At 53.4% G+C, this 17,924-nt stretch carries 17 protein-coding genes; 16 read left to right on the top strand and 1 reads right to left on the bottom strand.

Annotated elements, in window-relative coordinates; genetic code table 11:
- Nucleotides 1-3: 3 nt before the first annotated feature.
- The 7 genes from ftsE (at nucleotide 4) to ACLBVC_RS20120 (ending at nucleotide 7,323) form a co-directional block, all read left to right on the top strand.
- On the top strand, nucleotides 4-666 hold the full coding sequence (ftsE, locus tag ACLBVC_RS20150) for a cell division ATP-binding protein FtsE (protein ID WP_195816054.1): 663 nt from the start codon (nucleotides 4-6) through the stop codon (nucleotides 664-666).
- The gene (gene ftsX, locus ACLBVC_RS20145; protein ID WP_410151112.1) at nucleotides 666-1,646 is read left to right on the top strand and encodes a permease-like cell division protein FtsX; all 981 of its coding nucleotides are present in this window, start codon (nucleotides 666-668) and stop codon (nucleotides 1,644-1,646) included. The genes ftsE and ftsX overlap by 1 nt, the downstream gene beginning before the upstream one ends.
- Nucleotides 1,647-1,965: 319 nt before the next feature.
- On the top strand, nucleotides 1,966-2,823 hold the full coding sequence (gene rpoH, locus ACLBVC_RS20140) for an RNA polymerase sigma factor RpoH (RefSeq protein ID WP_410151111.1): 858 nt from the start codon (nucleotides 1,966-1,968) through the stop codon (nucleotides 2,821-2,823).
- Nucleotides 2,824-2,999: 176 nt separating this feature from the next.
- Nucleotides 3,000-3,770, top strand: coding sequence for an IclR family transcriptional regulator (locus ACLBVC_RS20135; RefSeq protein WP_410151110.1), 771 nt, complete (start codon nucleotides 3,000-3,002; stop codon nucleotides 3,768-3,770).
- Between the two features lie 10 nt (nucleotides 3,771-3,780).
- Complete coding sequence (locus ACLBVC_RS20130) at nucleotides 3,781-4,683, top strand: dihydrodipicolinate synthase family protein (RefSeq protein WP_410151109.1); 903 nt, start codon at nucleotides 3,781-3,783, stop codon at nucleotides 4,681-4,683.
- 31 nt (nucleotides 4,684-4,714) lie between these two features.
- Nucleotides 4,715-5,920 carry an L-rhamnonate dehydratase gene (gene rhmD / locus ACLBVC_RS20125; RefSeq protein ID WP_410151156.1) on the top strand — a complete coding sequence of 402 codons (1,206 nt, stop codon included), beginning with the start codon at nucleotides 4,715-4,717 and terminating at the stop codon, nucleotides 5,918-5,920.
- Between the two features lie 98 nt (nucleotides 5,921-6,018).
- The gene (locus tag ACLBVC_RS20120; protein WP_410151155.1) at nucleotides 6,019-7,323 is read left to right on the top strand and encodes an MFS transporter; all 1,305 of its coding nucleotides are present in this window, start codon (nucleotides 6,019-6,021) and stop codon (nucleotides 7,321-7,323) included.
- Nucleotides 7,324-7,362: 39 nt separating this feature from the next.
- On the opposite strand, the gene panM is transcribed toward ACLBVC_RS20120, so the two are convergent.
- On the bottom strand, nucleotides 7,363-7,746 hold the full coding sequence (panM, locus tag ACLBVC_RS20115; protein ID WP_410151108.1) for an aspartate 1-decarboxylase autocleavage activator PanM: 384 nt from the start codon (nucleotides 7,744-7,746) through the stop codon (nucleotides 7,363-7,365).
- 404 nt (nucleotides 7,747-8,150) lie between these two features.
- Between panM and ACLBVC_RS20110 the strand changes: the two genes are divergently transcribed.
- The 9 genes from ACLBVC_RS20110 to ugpE all read left to right on the top strand — a co-directional run bounded on the left by ACLBVC_RS20110 (nucleotide 8,151) and on the right by ugpE (nucleotide 17,918).
- Nucleotides 8,151-9,263 carry a branched-chain amino acid ABC transporter substrate-binding protein gene (locus ACLBVC_RS20110; RefSeq protein WP_101079415.1) on the top strand — a complete coding sequence of 371 codons (1,113 nt, stop codon included), beginning with the start codon at nucleotides 8,151-8,153 and terminating at the stop codon, nucleotides 9,261-9,263.
- 186 nt (nucleotides 9,264-9,449) lie between these two features.
- Nucleotides 9,450-10,376, top strand: coding sequence for a high-affinity branched-chain amino acid ABC transporter permease LivH (gene livH / locus ACLBVC_RS20105; protein ID WP_410151107.1), 927 nt, complete (start codon nucleotides 9,450-9,452; stop codon nucleotides 10,374-10,376).
- On the top strand, nucleotides 10,373-11,662 hold the full coding sequence (locus ACLBVC_RS20100) for a high-affinity branched-chain amino acid ABC transporter permease LivM (protein WP_410151106.1): 1,290 nt from the start codon (nucleotides 10,373-10,375) through the stop codon (nucleotides 11,660-11,662). Before livH ends, ACLBVC_RS20100 begins: the two co-directional genes overlap by 4 nt.
- A complete protein-coding gene (gene livG / locus ACLBVC_RS20095) occupies nucleotides 11,659-12,429 on the top strand; it encodes a high-affinity branched-chain amino acid ABC transporter ATP-binding protein LivG (RefSeq protein WP_410151105.1) in 771 nt (256 codons plus the stop codon). Before ACLBVC_RS20100 ends, livG begins: the two co-directional genes overlap by 4 nt.
- A gap of 27 nt (nucleotides 12,430-12,456) precedes the next feature.
- Nucleotides 12,457-13,158 carry a high-affinity branched-chain amino acid ABC transporter ATP-binding protein LivF gene (livF, locus tag ACLBVC_RS20090; protein WP_410151104.1) on the top strand — a complete coding sequence of 234 codons (702 nt, stop codon included), beginning with the start codon at nucleotides 12,457-12,459 and terminating at the stop codon, nucleotides 13,156-13,158.
- 131 nt (nucleotides 13,159-13,289) lie between these two features.
- Nucleotides 13,290-14,477 (top strand): aminotransferase-like domain-containing protein, encoded by a 1,188-nt coding sequence (locus ACLBVC_RS20085; protein WP_410151103.1) that lies wholly within the window; start codon nucleotides 13,290-13,292, stop codon nucleotides 14,475-14,477.
- A 222-nt stretch (nucleotides 14,478-14,699) separates the two neighbouring features.
- Nucleotides 14,700-16,013, top strand: coding sequence for a sn-glycerol-3-phosphate ABC transporter substrate-binding protein UgpB (ugpB, locus tag ACLBVC_RS20080; protein ID WP_410151102.1), 1,314 nt, complete (start codon nucleotides 14,700-14,702; stop codon nucleotides 16,011-16,013).
- 175 nt (nucleotides 16,014-16,188) lie between these two features.
- Nucleotides 16,189-17,076: a sn-glycerol-3-phosphate ABC transporter permease UgpA gene (gene ugpA / locus ACLBVC_RS20075; protein WP_195825739.1), complete on the top strand. Its 888-nt coding sequence runs from the start codon at nucleotides 16,189-16,191 to the stop codon at nucleotides 17,074-17,076.
- A complete protein-coding gene (gene ugpE, locus ACLBVC_RS20070; protein ID WP_104924086.1) occupies nucleotides 17,073-17,918 on the top strand; it encodes a sn-glycerol-3-phosphate ABC transporter permease UgpE in 846 nt (281 codons plus the stop codon). Before ugpA ends, ugpE begins: the two co-directional genes overlap by 4 nt.
- Nucleotides 17,919-17,924: the final 6 nt, after the last annotated feature.

Here is a 17,924-nt window from a genome sequence, read left to right as displayed (position 1 = left end):
CGGATGATTCGCTTTGAACAGGTCAGTAAAGCTTATCTGGGCGGACGACAGGCGCTTCAGGGCGTCAATTTTCACATCCAGCAAGCGGAAATGGCATTTCTGACCGGTCACTCTGGCGCGGGTAAAAGTACCCTGCTGAAGTTGATCTGCGGCATTGAGCGCCCGAGCGCCGGGCAGATTTTGTTTGGCGGGCACGACATCAGCCGTCTGAAATCCAGCGAAGTGCCGTTTTTGCGCCGTCAGATCGGCATGATTTTTCAGGATCACCATCTGCTGATGGATCGCACGGTATATGACAACGTGGCGATGCCGCTGATTATCTCCGGGGCCAGCAGTGAAGATATCCGCCGTCGCGTTTCGGCGGCGCTGGATAAAGTCGGGTTGCTGGATAAAGCCAAAAACCTGCCGATCCAGTTGTCCGGTGGTGAACAACAGCGCGTGGGCATTGCCCGCGCCGTCGTGAACAAGCCTGCGGTGCTGCTGGCGGATGAACCGACCGGTAACCTCGACGGCGAACTGTCGGAAGGCATTTTGCGTTTATTCGAAGAATTTAACCGGGTTGGCGTCACTGTCCTGATGGCAACGCATGATGTGGGCCTGATTGCCCGCCGTAATTACCGCACGCTGACGCTGAGTCAGGGGCGTATGTCGGGAGGGGTTTACTAATGGCAAACAGCCCAAACCCGGCGAAAACCGCAAAAAGCGCCCGCTCTGCCAAAAGCAAAGCGTTGCAGGGTGGCTGGCGCGAACAGTGGCGTTACGCGTGGATGAACGCACTGGCGGATATGCTCCGTCAACCGCTGGCAACCTTGCTGACAGTCATGGTCATCGCGATTTCCCTGACATTGCCAAGCGTGTGTTATCTGGTGTGGAAGAACGTCAGTTCGGCGGCTGAGCAGTGGTATCCGACGCCGCAGCTGACGGTATATCTCGACAAAGCGCTGGATGACGACGCGGCTGAAAATGTGGTGAAAACCCTCAAAACTGAAGCGGGCGTGGATAAAGTCAATTATCTCTCCCGTCAGGAAGCAATGGGCGAATTCCGCAACTGGTCAGGCTTTGGCGGCGCAATGGATATGCTCGAACAGAATCCGCTGCCTGCCGTGGCGATCATCACACCAAAAATGAATTTCCAGGACTCAGCTACGCTGAATACCCTGCGCGATCGCGTGGCGGCCGTTCACGGTGTGGACGAAGTGCGTATGGATGACAGCTGGTTTGCCCGCCTTGCGGCGCTAACCGGTCTGGTGGGGCAAATTGCCGCGATGATTGGCGTGCTTATGGTGATCGCCGTCTTCCTGGTAATTGGTAACAGTGTGCGACTGAGTATCTTCAGCCGTCGCGATACCATCAACGTTATGAAGCTTATTGGTGCGACCGATGGCTTCATTTTGCGGCCATTCCTAAACGGTGGCGCGATGCTCGGTTTTACCGGCGCGCTGTTGTCGCTGATCCTGTCGGAAGTGCTGGTACTGCGCCTTGAGAGCGTGGTGACGCAAGTCGCGCAAGTGTTCGGCACGACCTTTGATCTGCACGGTTTGGGCTGGGACGAAAGTCTGTTGCTGCTTATCGTATCCGCAATGATTGGCTGGATTGCGGCGTGGCTGGCGACCGTTCAACATTTACGGCGATTTACACCACAGTAGCGAGAGTTTGCTATAATGTCCCCCTGCTGCTCAGTAATTGTGTCTCAGGGGGAAGCTGTTTTCGGCCTTTCCGCCACATCATTTCCCTGCTTGCTCCGCAATGGCACAAATTCACTATCCAATAGTCAGTCTGTCACATACAGTCGTCAGACTGTTGAATCCGGCCGTGAACTTTATGTAAAATTCGGGGTCGAAGAGCAGCGGATATTAAGGGCTCGGCGTTGCTTCTGTGGTTGCCAGATGGCACACAGCGTAGCGGTATCATCCCGCAGCAACGTGGTATAAAACCTGCACAACGTCATACATGAGAGGCTTTTGAATGACTAACGAAATGCGCACTTTAGCATTAGTACCCCAAGGTAGCCTGGAAGCCTATGTTCGGGCAGCCAATACTTATCCTATGCTTACCGCAGAGGAAGAACGGGCACTGGCTGAGCGGCTGCATTACGACGGTGACCTGGACGCAGCGAAAGAGCTGATCCTGTCTCATCTGCGCTTTGTTGCTCATATTGCCCGCAACTATTCAGGCTACGGTTTGCCGCAGGCAGACCTTATCCAGGAAGGTAACATCGGCCTGATGAAAGCGGTTCGCCGTTTTAATCCGGAAGTCGGTGTACGTCTGGTGTCCTTTGCGGTGCATTGGATTAAAGCAGAAATTCACGAATACGTGCTACGTAACTGGCGCATCGTGAAAGTCGCGACGACGAAAGCACAGCGTAAGCTGTTCTTTAACCTGCGTAAAAACAAACAGCGTCTGGGCTGGTTCAGCCACGACGAAGTGGAGCATGTTGCCCGTGAACTGGGTGTGACCAGCAAAGATGTGCTGGAAATGGAATCGCGCATGGCCGCACAGGACATGACGTTCGACCCGACACCGGACGACGAACCACGCGACGGCGCCGCGATGGCACCGATGCTGTATCTGCAAGATAAAAGCTCTGACTTTGCAGAAAGCATCGAAGAAGATAACTGGGATCAGGATGCAACCGACAAGCTTTCCTATGCAATGGAAGGTCTGGACGAACGCAGCCAGGACATCATTCGTGCCCGCTGGTTAGATGACGATAACAAATCGACGCTGCAGGAACTGGCCGATAAATACGGTGTTTCGGCAGAACGTGTTCGTCAGCTTGAAAAGAACGCGATGAAGAAACTGCGTCTGGCGATCGAAGCCTGATACGACAGCTTTCTGAAACAAAAAAGCGACCTTCGGGTCGCTTTTTTTATGCCATTTTTCCAACATTTTGGAATCTCAAATCTTTAAGAGATGCGCATCACAGACCCGGCTTCTCTGCCTGTTTTCTCACCATTTTCCTCCTATAACTTGTCCATCAAAACAGAACGGGTTCCAACATGATGGAAATGTCCCCGAAATCCAAAGTTCCTGCTTTAGGCCGTGCCTTGAGTTTGCTGGAAATTATTTCACGTGAAGCACAATGCACGGCGAATCAACTGGTCAGTGAAACCGGCATGCCAAAAAGTACGGTGTACCTTCTGCTGGAAGAGTTGAAGAACCTTCGGCTTCTGACCCAGTCGCGCAGCGGAACCTATCGCCTTGGCCTGAAACTGCTGGAACTGGGGAGTCAGGTTTCCCGTCAGCTGGATATGCGAAATGTAGCGCTTACACCATTGAACCGTCTGATGAATGAAACAGGGTTTCTATGTCATCTGGGCGTGCTTGATGGCAATACGCCCATTTATCTCATCAAGGTCGAAAGTCAGTCGAGCATTCAGGTGAGAACCTGGGAAGGCAAACGACTTTCTCTGTGCCGTTCTTCGCTGGGGAAATGTCTGCTTGCATGGTGTGACCGTGAGCGTCAGAACCAGCTGATCCGTTCCATAGAGTTCCTGCCGGTCTTACCTAACACGCTAACCAGTGAGCTGGAACTTCGCCTGGCGTTGCAGGAAATCCGTCAGCTGGGCTGGGCATACGATAACGAGGAGGACGTTGCCAATATCCGTTGTGTCAGCGCACCGGTTTTTAACGCCGCGGGGGATGTGACTGCGGCGATTTCCATCGTTGCGACATCGTTACAAATCGGGCCGGAAAATATTCTTGCACTGGCTGAGCAGGTTAAAGATACCGCCTGGGAAATCTCTCAGGCGTTGGGCTATAAAATATAATAGGAACAATATGTTAAGACCATCAGGAGTGATCAGCGCCATGCTTACGCCGTGGTGCGGGGGAAAACCAGATCTGCAAACTCTGCGAGAAATCACCGAGTTTCAGATAGCTGGCGGGCTGACAGCGCTGTTTCCGGTGAGTTCTGTAGGCGAAGCCGGTTACATGAGCTACAACCAAAAATGTGAAGTGGTGGCTACGGTCGTTGAGCAGGCGAAAGGGCGCGTGCCAGTTTGGGCCGGAATACCCGCGACGACGCCGGAAGAAAGCATCAATCTGGCGCATGCGGCTGAACGCGCCGGAGCCAGTGGCGTGGTGCTGATGCCAGCCTCTTTCTATCATTATGATGCTGCCACGCATGCGCAGTATTTCAATCAGGTTGCCAGCGCCGTTAACCTGCCGCTGTGCCTCTACAACATTCCTTTCTTCGCCGACCCGCTGAGTGCGGAAACCGTGGCTGAATTGGCTGCGCATCCGAATATCGTGGGCATAAAAGATTCCAGCGGTGATGCTGTCGGTTTTATGAAAATGATGGCTTTTTGCCCGCAAGCCGAGGGTGAATTTTCCCTGATGACCGGGCGTGAAGAATTCTTTTATGCATCGTTGTGCGCGGGAGGCAAAGGTAGCATCACGGGAACGGCCGGGGTTTTGCCGGAAGTGATGCGGCGTATTTATGATTTATTCTGTGCCAGTCAGCTGAAAGAAGCGCGAGCATTACAACTCGCGGCGATACCCGTCATGAGCATGATGGCATCACTGCCTTTCCCGCTCGGGTATAAATTAGCCATGTCATTACGTGGTTTTAATATGGGTGAGAATAAAGTGCCAGTCACCAGGGAAACACAAAACAAAATAGAAAATCTGCGCGAAGTATTAAATAAAGAAATAACCCTTTTGTTATCCAGCGTTAAATAAAATCAGGGAAATTTAAATTATGATTAAGTCAATTGAGTTACCTAAAATAAAACAGGCCCGTGCTTATTTCATGGGCGGGGCAACCGCAGAAAAAGGTAAAGGTGGCGCGGATTATCACGATCAAAAAGATAAGCATTGGATCGATGATAAAATTTGTACACCAATGAGCAAATATAAACAATATGAACAGTCCCGTCAGTCGTTTGGTATTAATGTTCTCGGCACATTGGTGGTCGAAGTGGAAGCCGATAATGGTGTGATCGGTTTTGCGGTATCAACAGCCGGTGAAATGGGCTGCTTTATCGTTGAAAATCACCTGAACCGTTTTATTGAAGGGTGCTGCGTGTCAGATATCAAGCTGATCCACGACCAGATGTTACGTTCAACAATGTTCTACTCGGGTGGCGGCGGTTTGGTGATGAATACGATTTCCTGCGTCGATCTGGCGTTGTGGGACTTGTTCGGGAAATGCACAGGATTGCCGGTTTATAAGTTGTTGGGCGGGGCAGTGCGCGATGAAATTCAATTCTACGCCACCGGTTCGCGCCCCGATCTGGCGAAAGAAATGGGGTTTATTGGCGGAAAAATGCCGACCCATTACGGTCCGCACGACGGCGATGCTGGCGTACGTGAAACGGCCGGGATGGTGGCCGATATGCGTGAAAAATGCGGCACTGATTTCTGGTTAATGCTTGACTGCTGGATGTCGATGGATGTGAATTATGCCACCCGCGTCGCCCACGCTTGCGCGCCCTATAACCTGAAATGGATGGAAGAGTGCCTGCCGCCGCAGCAATACGACGGTTATCGCGAGCTCAAGCGCAATGCGCCTGCGGGAATGCTGATTACGACAGGCGAACATCACGGCACGCTGGAGGCATTTCAGACACTGTCGGAAACGGGCATTGATATTATGCAGCCTGACGTCGGCTGGTGTGGCGGATTAACAACGTTATTGGAAATTGCCGCCATTGCCAAAGCTAAAGGCCAACTGGTGGTGCCACACGGGTCATCGGTTTACTCGCATCATGCCGTTATCACCTTTACCAACACACCGTTCAGCGAGTTTCTGATGACTTCCCCGAATGCAGACAGTCTGCGACCGCAGTTCGATCCGATCTTGCTTAATGAGCCCGTGCCGGTAAACGGAAGGATGCATAAATCCGTATTGGACAAGCCGGGTTTTGGCGTGGAGTTGAATCCGGAGTGCCAGCTGACTCGCCCTTATCAGCATTAAACCTTATCGATATTTTTAGATTGTTGTATGAGAAATATTCCACCCTGCAGGTCAGCGCTTACTTTAAATAAGTGCTGACCGCAAATAATGAGGCTTATATAATGACGACGCTGTTAAATAAAGCGGTTGAGAAAACCCGTTGGCGCTTAATCCCGTTTATGCTTTCTTTGTATATATTAGCCTTTCTTGATCGTGCCAATATCGGCTTTGCCAAAGAGTCTTATCAAATTGATACGGGATTAAGTAATGAAGCGTATGCATTGGGTGCCGGTATATTCTTTATTGCCTACGCGATATTAGGCATGCCCGCTAATTTACTGATGAAGAAGTTTGGGGCTAAATCCTGGATTGGTTGCACCACACTGGCCTGGGGGATTTTATCTGCCGCGATGGCTTTTGCGGACACCGAATCCAAATTTCTGACGATCCGCTTTCTGCTAGGCGCTGCCGAAGCGGGCTTTTTCCCCGGAATGATTTATCTGACATCGTTGTGGTTTCCGCTCAGAAACCGGGCCTCGGTCATGGGATTATTTTATCTCGGCGCGCCATTAGCCCTCACACTCGGCAGTCCGCTCTCCGGCGCATTGCTTGAGATGCACGGATTTGCAGGACATGCGGGCTGGTTTTGGATGTTTATCATTGAAGGCGCGCTGGCGGTTATTGCCGGTATCTGGACGTTTTGGTATCTCGATAATCAGCCTTCGCAGGCACGTTTTTTGTCAGCCGACCTGAAAAAAGCACTGGTGGATGAGCTGGCAGCGGAAGAGACTCAAAAGCCGATTACGCGGATCCGCGACGGGCTGAAGATCCCCGCGGTCTGGCACCTCGGGCTCATCTATCTGATTATCCAGATAAGTGTTTACGGGCTGATTTTCTTCCTGCCTACACAGGTGGCTAACTTACTCGGTACTAAAGTGGGTTTCACGGCGTCGATGGTTTCCGCCATTCCCTGGATTGCAGCCATGTTCGGCACTTTCTTTATTCCACGCTATGCCGATAAAAGTGGTGCGCTGCGCACGGTGGCAGCCTGCACGTTGCTGATTGCCGGATTGGGGATCGGCGCTTCAGCTTTGGTTTCCAGCCCTGTACTGGCGATAGGTGCACTCTGTTTTGCTGCGGCAGGTTTTATTGCCGTCCAGCCGGTATTCTGGACCATTCCCACCACGCTGTTGCGCGGCAGTGCATTGGCGGCAGGGATTGGTTTTATCAATATGTTTGGTGCAGTGGGGGGCTTTCTGGCGCCACAAATCAGGGTGGCGGCGGATACGCTGTTTGCCAATCAGATTGCCGGGTTGCTGACGCTTTGCGGCATTACGTTGCTGGGTGTGCTGGCGATTGCTCTTCTGAAACCTCAGTCAACTATCGCGGCGGCCCCTGAAATCAAGCTGAAAGCCAGTCATTAAATGTGCGGGCCGAAAATGTGGCCCGCCGTGGTTTTAAATTCAGATGGATTGCTTCCAGAGATCCCCTGTCAGGGAAAAACCGCAGGCCTGCATAAAGGCGGCGGTCACGGCTTCGCCATCGGACGGCATTTCCCAGCTTTTGACCTGCGGCAGTTGTGCCTGCAAATCTTTCATCAGATACAGTCCGACGCCGCGACGCCGCGTCACTTCCCGAACCCGCAGATCCCTAAGCTCGCCGTGGTCGCCGTTCACCCGGACTTTTATCGCGCCAAGAATACGCTCGTTAAACACGGCGGCGAATAGCGCGTGGTGTTCGCTCAGACTGCCTTGCCAGTCACTTTCCGTTTGCTCAGGCCAGACTTTTGCCAGATCAATGAGATCCTGCGTACTGAGCGAAGTGAGTTTTTGGATGGTTAATTTCATGATGTGGACGGTCAGAAAAAAGAGGCGTTTAGTGTAGCGGATCCGTCTGAAAATCGGGCGTAACTTTTTTTGTACAGTAACAGGTTGAAAACTTTTTCAGCGATCCCTGTATAAGCGATAAATGTTGGCTTTAATCAATAATGCCAGCGTTAATGCCTGATTGTTTAAAAGAGAACCGATTTTCCATCCAAATAAAATTCTGTTTACACCTCATATTTCTGAGTGTGCCATTTGATTTGCAGAAGAAAATTCCTGTTTAATGATATGAATTATAAAGTCTTATTCGAAAATAAGGCGAAATAAGCCGGTAACTCATTATTACTTATACTAAATTTCTTAAGTGATGATGTTTTGAACAGGCAGGCAAAGAGCAAACCACAACACACATCAAACGGGGTAATCGGATGAAAGTAACAAAGGGTAAGATCTGGCTGGCAGGGTGTATTGCATTAGCAATGAGTCAGGCGGCATTCGCAAAAGATATCAAAGTCGCCATCGTTGGTGCTATGTCAGGTCCGGTCGCCCAGTATGGTGATATGGAGTTTACCGGCGCTAAACAAGCGATCGCAGACATCAACGCCAAAGGCGGCGTGAAGGGCGACAAACTGGTTGGCGTCGAATATGACGATGCATGTGATCCGAAACAAGCGGTCGCCGTCGCCAACAAAGTGATCAACGACGGTATCCGTTACGTAATTGGCCACCTGTGTTCATCCTCAACACAGCCGGCTTCTGACATTTACGAAGACGAAGGCGTTCTGATGATTACGCCAGCCGCGACCAACGCAGACCTGACCACCCGCGGTTACAAAATGGTGATGCGTACCACCGGTCTGGATTCCGATCAGGGCCCGACCGCTGCAAATTACATCCTCAACACTATCAAACCAAAACGTATTGCGGTTGTGCATGACAAACAACAATACGGCGAAGGTCTGGCCCGTTCCGTACAGGACGCGCTGAAAAAAGGCGGCGGCAACGTCGTACTGTTTGAAGGCATCACCGCAGGCGACAAAGATTTCTCAACGCTGGTTGCACGCCTGAAGAAAGACAACGTGGACTTCGTCTATTTCGGCGGTTACTACCCGGAAATGGGCCAGATCCTGCGTCAGTCCAAACAGGCTGGTCTGAACGCGAAATTCATGGGGCCGGAAGGTGTGGGCAACTCCTCACTGTCTAACATTGCCGGTGATGCGTCAGAAGGTATGTTCGTCACCCTGCCAAAACGTTATGACCAGGTTCCGGCTAACCAGCCAATCGTTGATTCCCTGAAAGCCAAGAAACTGGATCCAACCGGTCCGTTCGTCTGGACGACCTACGCCGCATTGCAGGCGCTGACCACTGGTATGGAACGCAGCGGCAGCATGGAACCGGCAGACATTGCTAAAAACCTGAAGTCAGCTTCCGTGGACACCGTAATGGGCCCGCTGAGCTGGGATGAGAAGGGCGATCTGAAAGGATTCGAATTCGGTATTTTCGAGTGGCATAAGGACGGCACGTCTACCCCTATCAAATAAAACTTTTTAAATTGGTTTTAGCTCCTCCCCCTGCGAAGGGGGAGGCTGGGAGGGGGTTTTACAGGCGACTCTGAAGTTGTTTGCTATACCCCACCCCAACCCTCCCCTTCGCAGGGGAGGGAGCCTATCCCCGTCCACGGGAAGCCGAACACCGTATTCAACCCCCTTGATTTATAAGGATAGGGTATGTCAGAGCAGTTCCTCTATTTCATTCAGCAGATGTTCAACGGTGTGACGTTGGGCAGCACTTATGCGCTGATCGCCATTGGTTACACCATGGTTTACGGCATTATCGGCATGATCAACTTCGCCCACGGCGAGGTGTATATGATCGGCAGTTATGTCTCCTTTATCGTGATTGCCGCCCTGATGATGATGGGTATCGATGCCGGCTGGTTGCTGATCGGTGCCGGATTTATCGCGGCGATTGTGATTTCCAGTGCCTACGGCTGGAGTATTGAACGCGTGGCGTATAAGCCGGTGCGTAACTCCAAACGTCTGATTGCACTGATTTCTGCCATCGGGATGTCAATTTTTCTTCAAAACTACGTCAGCCTCACGCAAGGCTCACGCGATCTGGCGTTACCAAGTCTGGTCACCGGCCAGTGGAAACTCGGCGAAGCGAACGGCTTTGCGGCGACCATCAGCACGATGCAGCTGATTATCTGGATCGTGACCTTTATCGCGATGCTGGCGCTCACGCTGTTCATCCGTTATTCCCGCATGGGGCGCGCGTGCCGTGCCTGCGCCGAAGATCTCAAAATGGCCAGCCTGCTGGGGATCAGCACTGACCGCGTGATCTCCCTGACTTTCGTAATCGGCGCATTAATGGCGGCGGTGGCGGGCGTTCTGCTGGGACAATTCTATGGCGTGATTAACCCGTACATCGGCTTTATGGCCGGGATGAAAGCCTTCACTGCGGCAGTTCTGGGCGGCATCGGCAGCATTCCGGGCGCGATGATTGGCGGTCTGATCCTGGGCGTGGCCGAAGCGCTGACGTCGGCGTATCTGAGCACGGAATACAAAGATGTGGTTTCCTTTGCACTGCTGATTGTGGTCTTGCTGGTGCTGCCAACCGGTATTCTGGGTCGTCCGGAGGTGGAAAAAGTATGAAGCGCCTGAATCTGTTAAACGCGCTGGTTTCCGCTTTCGTTCTGCTGGTTCTGGCTGCGTTCATTATGGGGCTGCAACTGAGCCTGGATGGCACCAAACTGGTGGTGAATGGCGCGGGCGAAGTTCGCTGGATGTGGATTGCGATTGGCTGCGCGATTGTTTTCGTGTTTCAGCTGTTCCGTCCGCTGGTGAGCAGTGGCCTGAAAAAAGTCTCCGGGCCGGGCTGGGTCTTGCCCAGTTTTGACGGCTCGACGCCGAAACAAAAACTGCTGGCACTGGTGCTGATTATTGCCGCCATCGCGTGGCCGTTTATCGTCTCACGCGGCACGGTGGATATCGCCACGCTGACACTCATCTACATCATGCTGGGTCTTGGCCTGAACGTGGTGGTCGGATTGTCGGGTTTGTTAGTGCTGGGTTACGGCGGTTTTTACGCCATCGGCGCTTATACCTATGCGCTGCTCAACCACTATTATGGCATTGGTTTTTGGGAAGCGTTACCGCTGGCGGGGCTGGTTTCTGCGGCGTTTGGTTTCCTGCTCGGATTCCCGGTTCTGCGCTTGCGGGGCGACTATCTGGCGATTGTGACCCTCGGATTTGGCGAAATCGTCCGTATTTTGTTGCTCAATAATACCGAACTGACCGGCGGGCCGAACGGCATCAGCCAGATCCCCAAACCGACGCTGTTCGGGCTGGAATTCAGCCGGACACCGCGAGATGGCGGCTGGGATACCTTCAGCAACTTCTTCAATGTGACCTACGATCCGAGCGACAGGATTATTTTCCTGTACATGGTGGCGCTGTTGCTGGTGCTGGTGACGCTCTTCATCATCAACCGCCTGCTGCGTATGCCGCTGGGCCGCGCGTGGGAAGCGCTGCGCGAAGACGAAATTGCCTGCCGTTCGCTTGGGCTGAACCCGACTCGCATTAAACTGACCGCGTTCACCATCAGCGCCGCGTTTGCCGGTTTCGCCGGTACGCTGTTCGCCGCGCGTCAGGGCTTTGTCAGCCCGGAATCCTTCACCTTTGCAGAATCCGCTTTCGTGCTGGCTATCGTGGTGCTCGGCGGAATGGGTTCGCAGTTTGCGGTTATTCTGGCGGCCATTTTGCTGGTGGTTTCCCGCGAACTGATGCGTGACCTCAACGAATACAGCATGTTGCTGCTCGGTGCTTTAATGGTGCTGATGATGATCTGGCGCCCGCAGGGCTTGCTGCCGATGAAACGTCCGCAACTGAGACTCAAATTGTCTAAAAAACAAATCGCCGATCAGGGGGAACAGGCATGAGCACGCAACCTCTGTTAACCGTTGAAGGTTTGATGATGCGTTTTGGCGGCCTGCTGGCGGTCAACAACGTGGCGCTGAACCTCAATCAGGGCGAAATTGTTTCCCTTATTGGCCCGAACGGTGCCGGTAAAACCACGGTCTTTAACTGCCTGACCGGTTTTTACAAGCCGAGCGGCGGCACCATCAAACTGCGCGATCAGCATCTTGAAGGCCTGCCGGGGCAGAAAATTGCCCGCATGGGCGTGGTGCGTACATTCCAGCACGTCCGCTTGTTCCGCGAAATGACGGTGATTGAAAACCTGCTGGTCGCGCAACATCAGCATCTGAAAAGTGGTGTTCTGGCCGGTCTGCTTAAAACGCCGGGATTCCGTCGTGCAGAAGCCGAAGCGCTGGATCGCGCCGCCGACTGGCTCGAACGCGTGGGCTTACTCGAACTGGCGAACCGTCAGGCCGGTAATCTGGCGTATGGTCAGCAGCGCCGTCTGGAAATCGTCCGCTGCATGGTAACGCGCCCGGAAATCCTGATGCTCGACGAACCCGCGGCCGGTCTGAACCCGCGGGAAACCGAAGAGCTGAACCAGTTGATTGCCGAACTGCGTAACCAGCACAACGTCTCGGTTCTGCTGATTGAGCACGACATGAAACTGGTGATGGGCATTTCCGACCGTATCTACGTGGTGAATCAGGGTACGCCGCTGGCGCAGGGCACACCGGCTGAAATTCGTAACAATCCTGACGTGATCCGCGCCTATTTAGGCGAAGGTTAATGGGCGAAGGCTAAGGGACAGAACAAGATGTTGTCATTTAATCAGGTATCCGCCCATTACGGCAAAATCCAGGCGCTGCATGAAGTCAGCCTGAGCATTAACCAAGGGGAAATCGTCACGCTGATCGGCGCGAACGGCGCGGGGAAAACCACACTGCTCGGCAGTTTATGTGGCGAACCGCGGGCGTCGCACGGCGCGATTATTTTCGAAGGCCAGGACATCACCCAATGGCAGACCGCCAAAATCATGCGTGGCGATATCGCGATTGTGCCGGAAGGCCGTCGCGTATTTTCGCGGATGACGGTGGAAGAGAATCTGGCGATGGGCGGTTTCTTTGCGACGCGCGATCAGTATCAGTCGCGTCTGGAACGCGTGTATACGCTGTTCCCGCGTCTGAAAGAGCGCCGTCTGCAACGCTCGGGCACCATGTCCGGCGGCGAGCAACAGATGCTGGCGATTGGTCGTGCGCTGATGAGCCAGCCGCGTTTGCTGCTGCTCGATGAGCCGTCGCTCGGTCTGGCGCCGATCATCATCCAGCAGATTTTTGACACTATCCAGCAACTGCGCGAAGAAGGGATGACTATCTTCCTGGTCGAGCAAAACGCCAATCAGGCGCTGAAACTCGCCGACCGCGGTTATGTGCTGGAGAACGGTCATGTGGTGCTGGAAGACACCGGCGCGGCATTGCTGGCGAACGAAGCGGTGCGTGCGGCCTATCTCGGCGCATAAATCCGCTTTGGATTTCGAAAATCTGTGATAAATCTAGTAAACCGCACGGCAAGCGCTTTGCGGTTTTTATTTTGCCTATAAATTAACATCTCTCACATTCTAATAACGTTGCACAGCATCAGGAAGATTTCATGAACACAGAAGGTTTACTCGCCGCCCGCATGGTCAGGCTTAAAAGTTCAGCCATCCGGGAACTGCTGAAACACAGCAAAATGGAAGGCGTTATTTCACTGGCGGGTGGTATTCCTTCTTCGGCGCTGTTTGATTTCGATGGCCTTCGCGAAGCGACGCAACTGGCGATCACGGAACAGCCGGAGCACGCATTCCAGTATGGCCTGACCGAAGGCAGTTATACGCTGCGTGAGCGTATTGCTGAGCTTTGTCAGGAACGCGGTGTGGTGGCAAAACCCGATGATATCGTGGTGACCGCCGGTTCCCAGCAGGCGCTGGATCTGGTGATGCGCGCGGTAGTGAATCCGGACGATATTTTTGTGGTAGAGCGCCCGACCTATCTGGCCGCACTGCAAACGCTGGAACTGGCCGAGGCGAATATCCTTTCCGTCGGTACCGACGGCGACGGCATGATTGTCGATGAGCTGGCCGAACTGCTGAAAACCCGCAAAATTAAAGGCGTGTATCTGGTGCCGACGTTTGGCAACCCGAGCGGCGTGACCCTGAGCCGCGCGCGTCGTGAAAAGCTGGTTCAGCTGGCGGCGAAACATGAATTCCTGATTGTGGAAGATGATCCGTACGGCGAACTGCGTTTCACCGACGAACGCCAGCCAACGTTGTTTGAGCTGTCGAAGGCGCTGTTTGGCCATGCCGACAACATCATCTACACCTCAACGTTCTCCAAAATTCTGGCGCCTGGCCTGCGTCTGGGCTGGGTGATCATGCCTGACTGGCTGCTGCACAAAGTCGCCATCATCAAGCAGGCAGCAGATTTGCACGCCAGCGCGCTGTCACAGTCGATTGCTGAATGTTATCTCGGTCTGGGCCGTCTGCCTGCGCAAATCGAAACGATTCGTGCCGCGTACAAAAAGAAATGTCAGATTCTGGCGGAGTTACTGGAACGCGAACTGGGCGACGTGCTGACGTTTGAATATCCGAAAGGCGGCATGTTCCTGTGGGCGCGTTTCCGCGAGCCGCGTAACTGCGCTGAGTGGATGAAAAAGACACTGGAACAGGGTGTGGTGTTTGTGCCGGGCGAGTTCTTCTATGCCGATAATCCGGATCACTCTACCTTCCGTCTGTCGTTCGCCACCGCGACCGAAGAGCAGATGCAAGAGGCCGTTGCCCGCCTGAAACGCGCGCTGTAAAGTCCCCGGATTTCCCTTCTTTATAAGGCGCATCGTTCACCCGATGCGCCTTCTTTTTTGCCATCTGTTCGTCACCTGCACTTCATGCCGCTGTAACACCAATGTCATTTAACTGTTATTTATCTGTAATTTAGCCGTGTCATGTTACCTCCGCATAAAAACGTTTCTCAATACCCCATTTATCTCTGCCCCTTTTACACCAGCAGAATTCAGGAGACAGGCATGTTCATCAATCTCAAAAAAACGGTCATCGGCACCGCGCTGACGCTGGCTTTTAGCGCCAACGCTTTTGCTGTAACAGAAATTCCTTTCTGGCATTCCATGGACGGCGAGTTAGGTAAAGAAGTGAACTCGTTGGCCGACCGTTTTAACCAGACGCACCCTGATGTCAAAATCGTGCCTGTCTACAAAGGTAAATACGACGAGAGCCTGGCTGCCGGTATTGCGGCATACCGCACCGGTAATGCGCCTGCTATTTTGCAGGTTTACGAAGTGGGCACCGCGACCATGATGGCGAGTAAAGCCATCAAACCGGTCTACGAAGTGTTCAGCGACGCCGGCATTAAAGAAGACGTTTCCCAGTTTGTGCCGACCGTCTCCGGCTACTACTCAGATTCCAAAGGCCGCCTGTTATCGCAGCCTTTCAACAGCTCCACGCCGGTGCTGTATTACAACAAAGATGCCTTTAAGAAAGCTGGCCTGAACCCGGATCAGCCGCCAAAAACCTGGCAGGACATGGCGGTTTACACCCAGAAACTGCGCGAAGCGGGCATGAAATGTGGTTACGCCAGCGGCTGGCAGGGTTGGATTCAGATTGAAAACTTCAGCGCCTGGCACAGCCTGCCGATCGCGACCAAAAATAACGGTTTCGATGGCACTGATGCGGTTCTGGAATTCAACAAACCAGAGCAAATCAAACACATCCAGATGCTCGAAGACATGAACAAAAAAGGTGATTTCACCTATTTTGGTCGCAAAGACGAATCCACCGCCAAGTTCTATAACGGCGATTGCGCGATGACCACCGCCTCTTCCGGTTCTCTGGCCGATATCCGTCAGTATTCTAAATTCAACTACGGTGTAGGCATGATGCCTTACGATGCAGACATTAAAGGCGCGCCACAAAACGCCATCATCGGCGGTGCAAGCCTGTGGGTGATGAACGGTAAAGACAAAGACACCTACAAAGGCGTTGCCGAATTCCTGCAATTCCTGACCACGCCGGAAATCGCTGCTGAATGGCACCAGAAAACCGGTTATCTGCCAGTGACAACTGCCGCGTATGAGCTGACCAGAAAAGAAGGCTACTACGATAAGAACCCGGGTTCTGACGTTGCCACCCGCCAGATGCTGAACAAACCGCCATTGCCGTTCACCAAAGGTCTGCGTCTGGGTAACATGCCACAGATTCGTACCATCGTGGACGAAGAACTGGAAAGCGTCTGGAGCGGCAAGAAAACGGCTAAAGAAGCGTTAGATACCGCAGTACAGCGCGGAAATCTGCTGCTGCGTCGCTTCGAAGCCTCTACCAAGTAATTTTTTTTGCTCCTCCCCCTGAGAAGGGGGAGTGCTGTTTTGCTCCCTCCCCTGCGAAGGGGAGGGTTAGGGTGGGGTATTAATGACAACTCAGTCGTTTGCTAAACCCCCTCCCAGCCTCCCCCTTCACAGGGGGAGGAGCTAAACCCGCCACCGTATCAACGAGTAAACCATTATGAGTTCACACCGTCCCGGTTTTGGTTGCAGCTGGCTGCCTTACGCACTGGTCTTGCCGCAGCTGCTGATCACCGCGATATTCTTCCTGTGGCCTGCGGGGCAGGCGCTGTGGTATTCGGTGCAGACACTGGATCCGTTCGGGCTTTCCAGCACGTTTGCGGGCATGACGAACTTCACGCAGCTGTTCCAGGATCCGTACTATCTCGACTCCTTTTACACCACGCTGAAATTCAGCTTTATGGTGGCCTTTTTCGGGCTGGTGCTGTCGTTGTTTTTCGCCGCGCTGGTCGATCACGTTATTCGCGGCAGCCGGATTTATCAGACGCTGATGATCCTGCCGTACGCCGTTGCGCCCGCCGTGGCCGCCGTATTATGGATGTTTCTGTTCAGTCCCGGCCTTGGCCTGATTTCGCATTTCCTCGGCTCCCTCGGTTACAACTGGAACCACGCGCAAAACAGCGGTCAGGCGATGTTCCTGGTCGTCCTCGCGTCGGTCTGGAAGCAAATCAGCTACAACTTCCTGTTCTTTCTGGCGGCGTTGCAGTCGATCCCGAAATCGCTGGTGGAAGCGGCCGCTATCGACGGCGCAGGTCCGGTGCGACGTTTCTTCAATCTGGTGTTACCGCTGATTTCGCCGGTCAGCTTCTTCCTGCTGGTGGTGAATCTGGTGTACGCCTTCTTTGATACCTTCCCGGTGATTGACGCCGCGACAGGCGGTGGCCCGGTTCAGGCAACGACGACCCTGATTTACAAAGTCTACCGCGAAGGCTTCTCCGGTCTGGACTTATCAAGTTCCGCCGCGCAGTCCGTCATTCTGATGATGCTGGTGATCGGCCTGACGTTCATTCAGTTCCGCTTTGTCGAGCGTAAGGTGCGTTACCAATGATTGAAAATCGCAGAGGGCTGGATATTTTCAGCCACCTCATGTTGCTGCTCGGCGTGCTGGTGATTTTGTTCCCGCTGTACGTCGCATTTGTCGCGGCGTCGCTGGATAACAAACAGATTTTCGACGTGCCGATGACGCTGATCCCCGGCGGCCATTTGTGGGAAAACATCAGTACCATCTGGACGCAGGGCGCAGGCAATAACAGCCCGGCGTTTGGCCGCCTGCTGATCAACAGTTTTATTATGGCGATGGTGATTACCGTCGGGAAAATATCGGTCTCGATGCTTTCGGCTTATGCGATTGTCTATTTCCGTTTCCCGCTGCGTAACCTGTTCTTCTGGCTGATTTTCATGACGCTGATGTTGCCGGTGGAAGTGCGTATTTTCCCGACCGTTCAGGTGATCGCTAATCTGCATATGCTCGACAGCTACACCGGCCTGACGTTACCGCTGATGGCGTCGGCGACCGCAACGTTCCTGTTCCGTCAGTTTTTCATGACCCTGCCGGATGAGCTGCTCGAAGCGGCGCGTATCGACGGCGCGGGCGCAATGCGTTTCTTCTGGGACATCGTGCTGCCGCTGTCCAAAACCAATCTGGCCGCGCTGTTCGTCATCACCTTTATCTATGGCTGGAACCAATATCTGTGGCCGATTCTGATCACCAGCGATGCCTCGATGGGCACGGCGGTGGCGGGGATTAAAAGCATGATCTCCTCAGGCGACGGCTCGACCCAATGGAATCAGGTGATGGCAGCCATGATCCTGACCTTATTGCCACCGCTGGCGGTGGTGCTCCTGATGCAGCGCTGGTTTGTGCGCGGTCTGGTAGACAGTGAGAAGTAAACCGAA

The sequence above is a fragment of the Rahnella selenatireducens genome, assembly GCF_046449555.1.
GTDB classification, from domain to species: Bacteria; Pseudomonadota; Gammaproteobacteria; order Enterobacterales; family Enterobacteriaceae; genus Rahnella; species Rahnella selenatireducens.
Note: the sequence above shows the minus strand (reverse complement) of the source record. Positions and strands in the feature narration are given on the sequence as shown.

Coding starts and splice junctions, on each gene's coding strand:
- ACLBVC_RS20135 (WP_410151110.1), top strand. CDS start 3,000: ATGATGGAAATGTCCCCGAAATCCAAAGTTCCTGCTTTAGGCCGTGCC.
- ftsE (WP_195816054.1), top strand. CDS start 4: ATGATTCGCTTTGAACAGGTCAGTAAAGCTTATCTGGGCGGACGACAG.
- ACLBVC_RS20085 (WP_410151103.1), top strand. CDS start 13,290: ATGAACACAGAAGGTTTACTCGCCGCCCGCATGGTCAGGCTTAAAAGT.
- ACLBVC_RS20110 (WP_101079415.1), top strand. CDS start 8,151: ATGAAAGTAACAAAGGGTAAGATCTGGCTGGCAGGGTGTATTGCATTA.
- livH (WP_410151107.1), top strand. CDS start 9,450: ATGTCAGAGCAGTTCCTCTATTTCATTCAGCAGATGTTCAACGGTGTG.
- ugpB (WP_410151102.1), top strand. CDS start 14,700: ATGTTCATCAATCTCAAAAAAACGGTCATCGGCACCGCGCTGACGCTG.
- ugpE (WP_104924086.1), top strand. CDS start 17,073: ATGATTGAAAATCGCAGAGGGCTGGATATTTTCAGCCACCTCATGTTG.
- livG (WP_410151105.1), top strand. CDS start 11,659: ATGAGCACGCAACCTCTGTTAACCGTTGAAGGTTTGATGATGCGTTTT.
- ftsX (WP_410151112.1), top strand. CDS start 666: ATGGCAAACAGCCCAAACCCGGCGAAAACCGCAAAAAGCGCCCGCTCT.
- ACLBVC_RS20100 (WP_410151106.1), top strand. CDS start 10,373: ATGAAGCGCCTGAATCTGTTAAACGCGCTGGTTTCCGCTTTCGTTCTG.
- ACLBVC_RS20130 (WP_410151109.1), top strand. CDS start 3,781: ATGTTAAGACCATCAGGAGTGATCAGCGCCATGCTTACGCCGTGGTGC.
- panM (WP_410151108.1), bottom strand. CDS start 7,746: ATGAAATTAACCATCCAAAAACTCACTTCGCTCAGTACGCAGGATCTC.
- livF (WP_410151104.1), top strand. CDS start 12,457: ATGTTGTCATTTAATCAGGTATCCGCCCATTACGGCAAAATCCAGGCG.
- ugpA (WP_195825739.1), top strand. CDS start 16,189: ATGAGTTCACACCGTCCCGGTTTTGGTTGCAGCTGGCTGCCTTACGCA.
- rpoH (WP_410151111.1), top strand. CDS start 1,966: ATGACTAACGAAATGCGCACTTTAGCATTAGTACCCCAAGGTAGCCTG.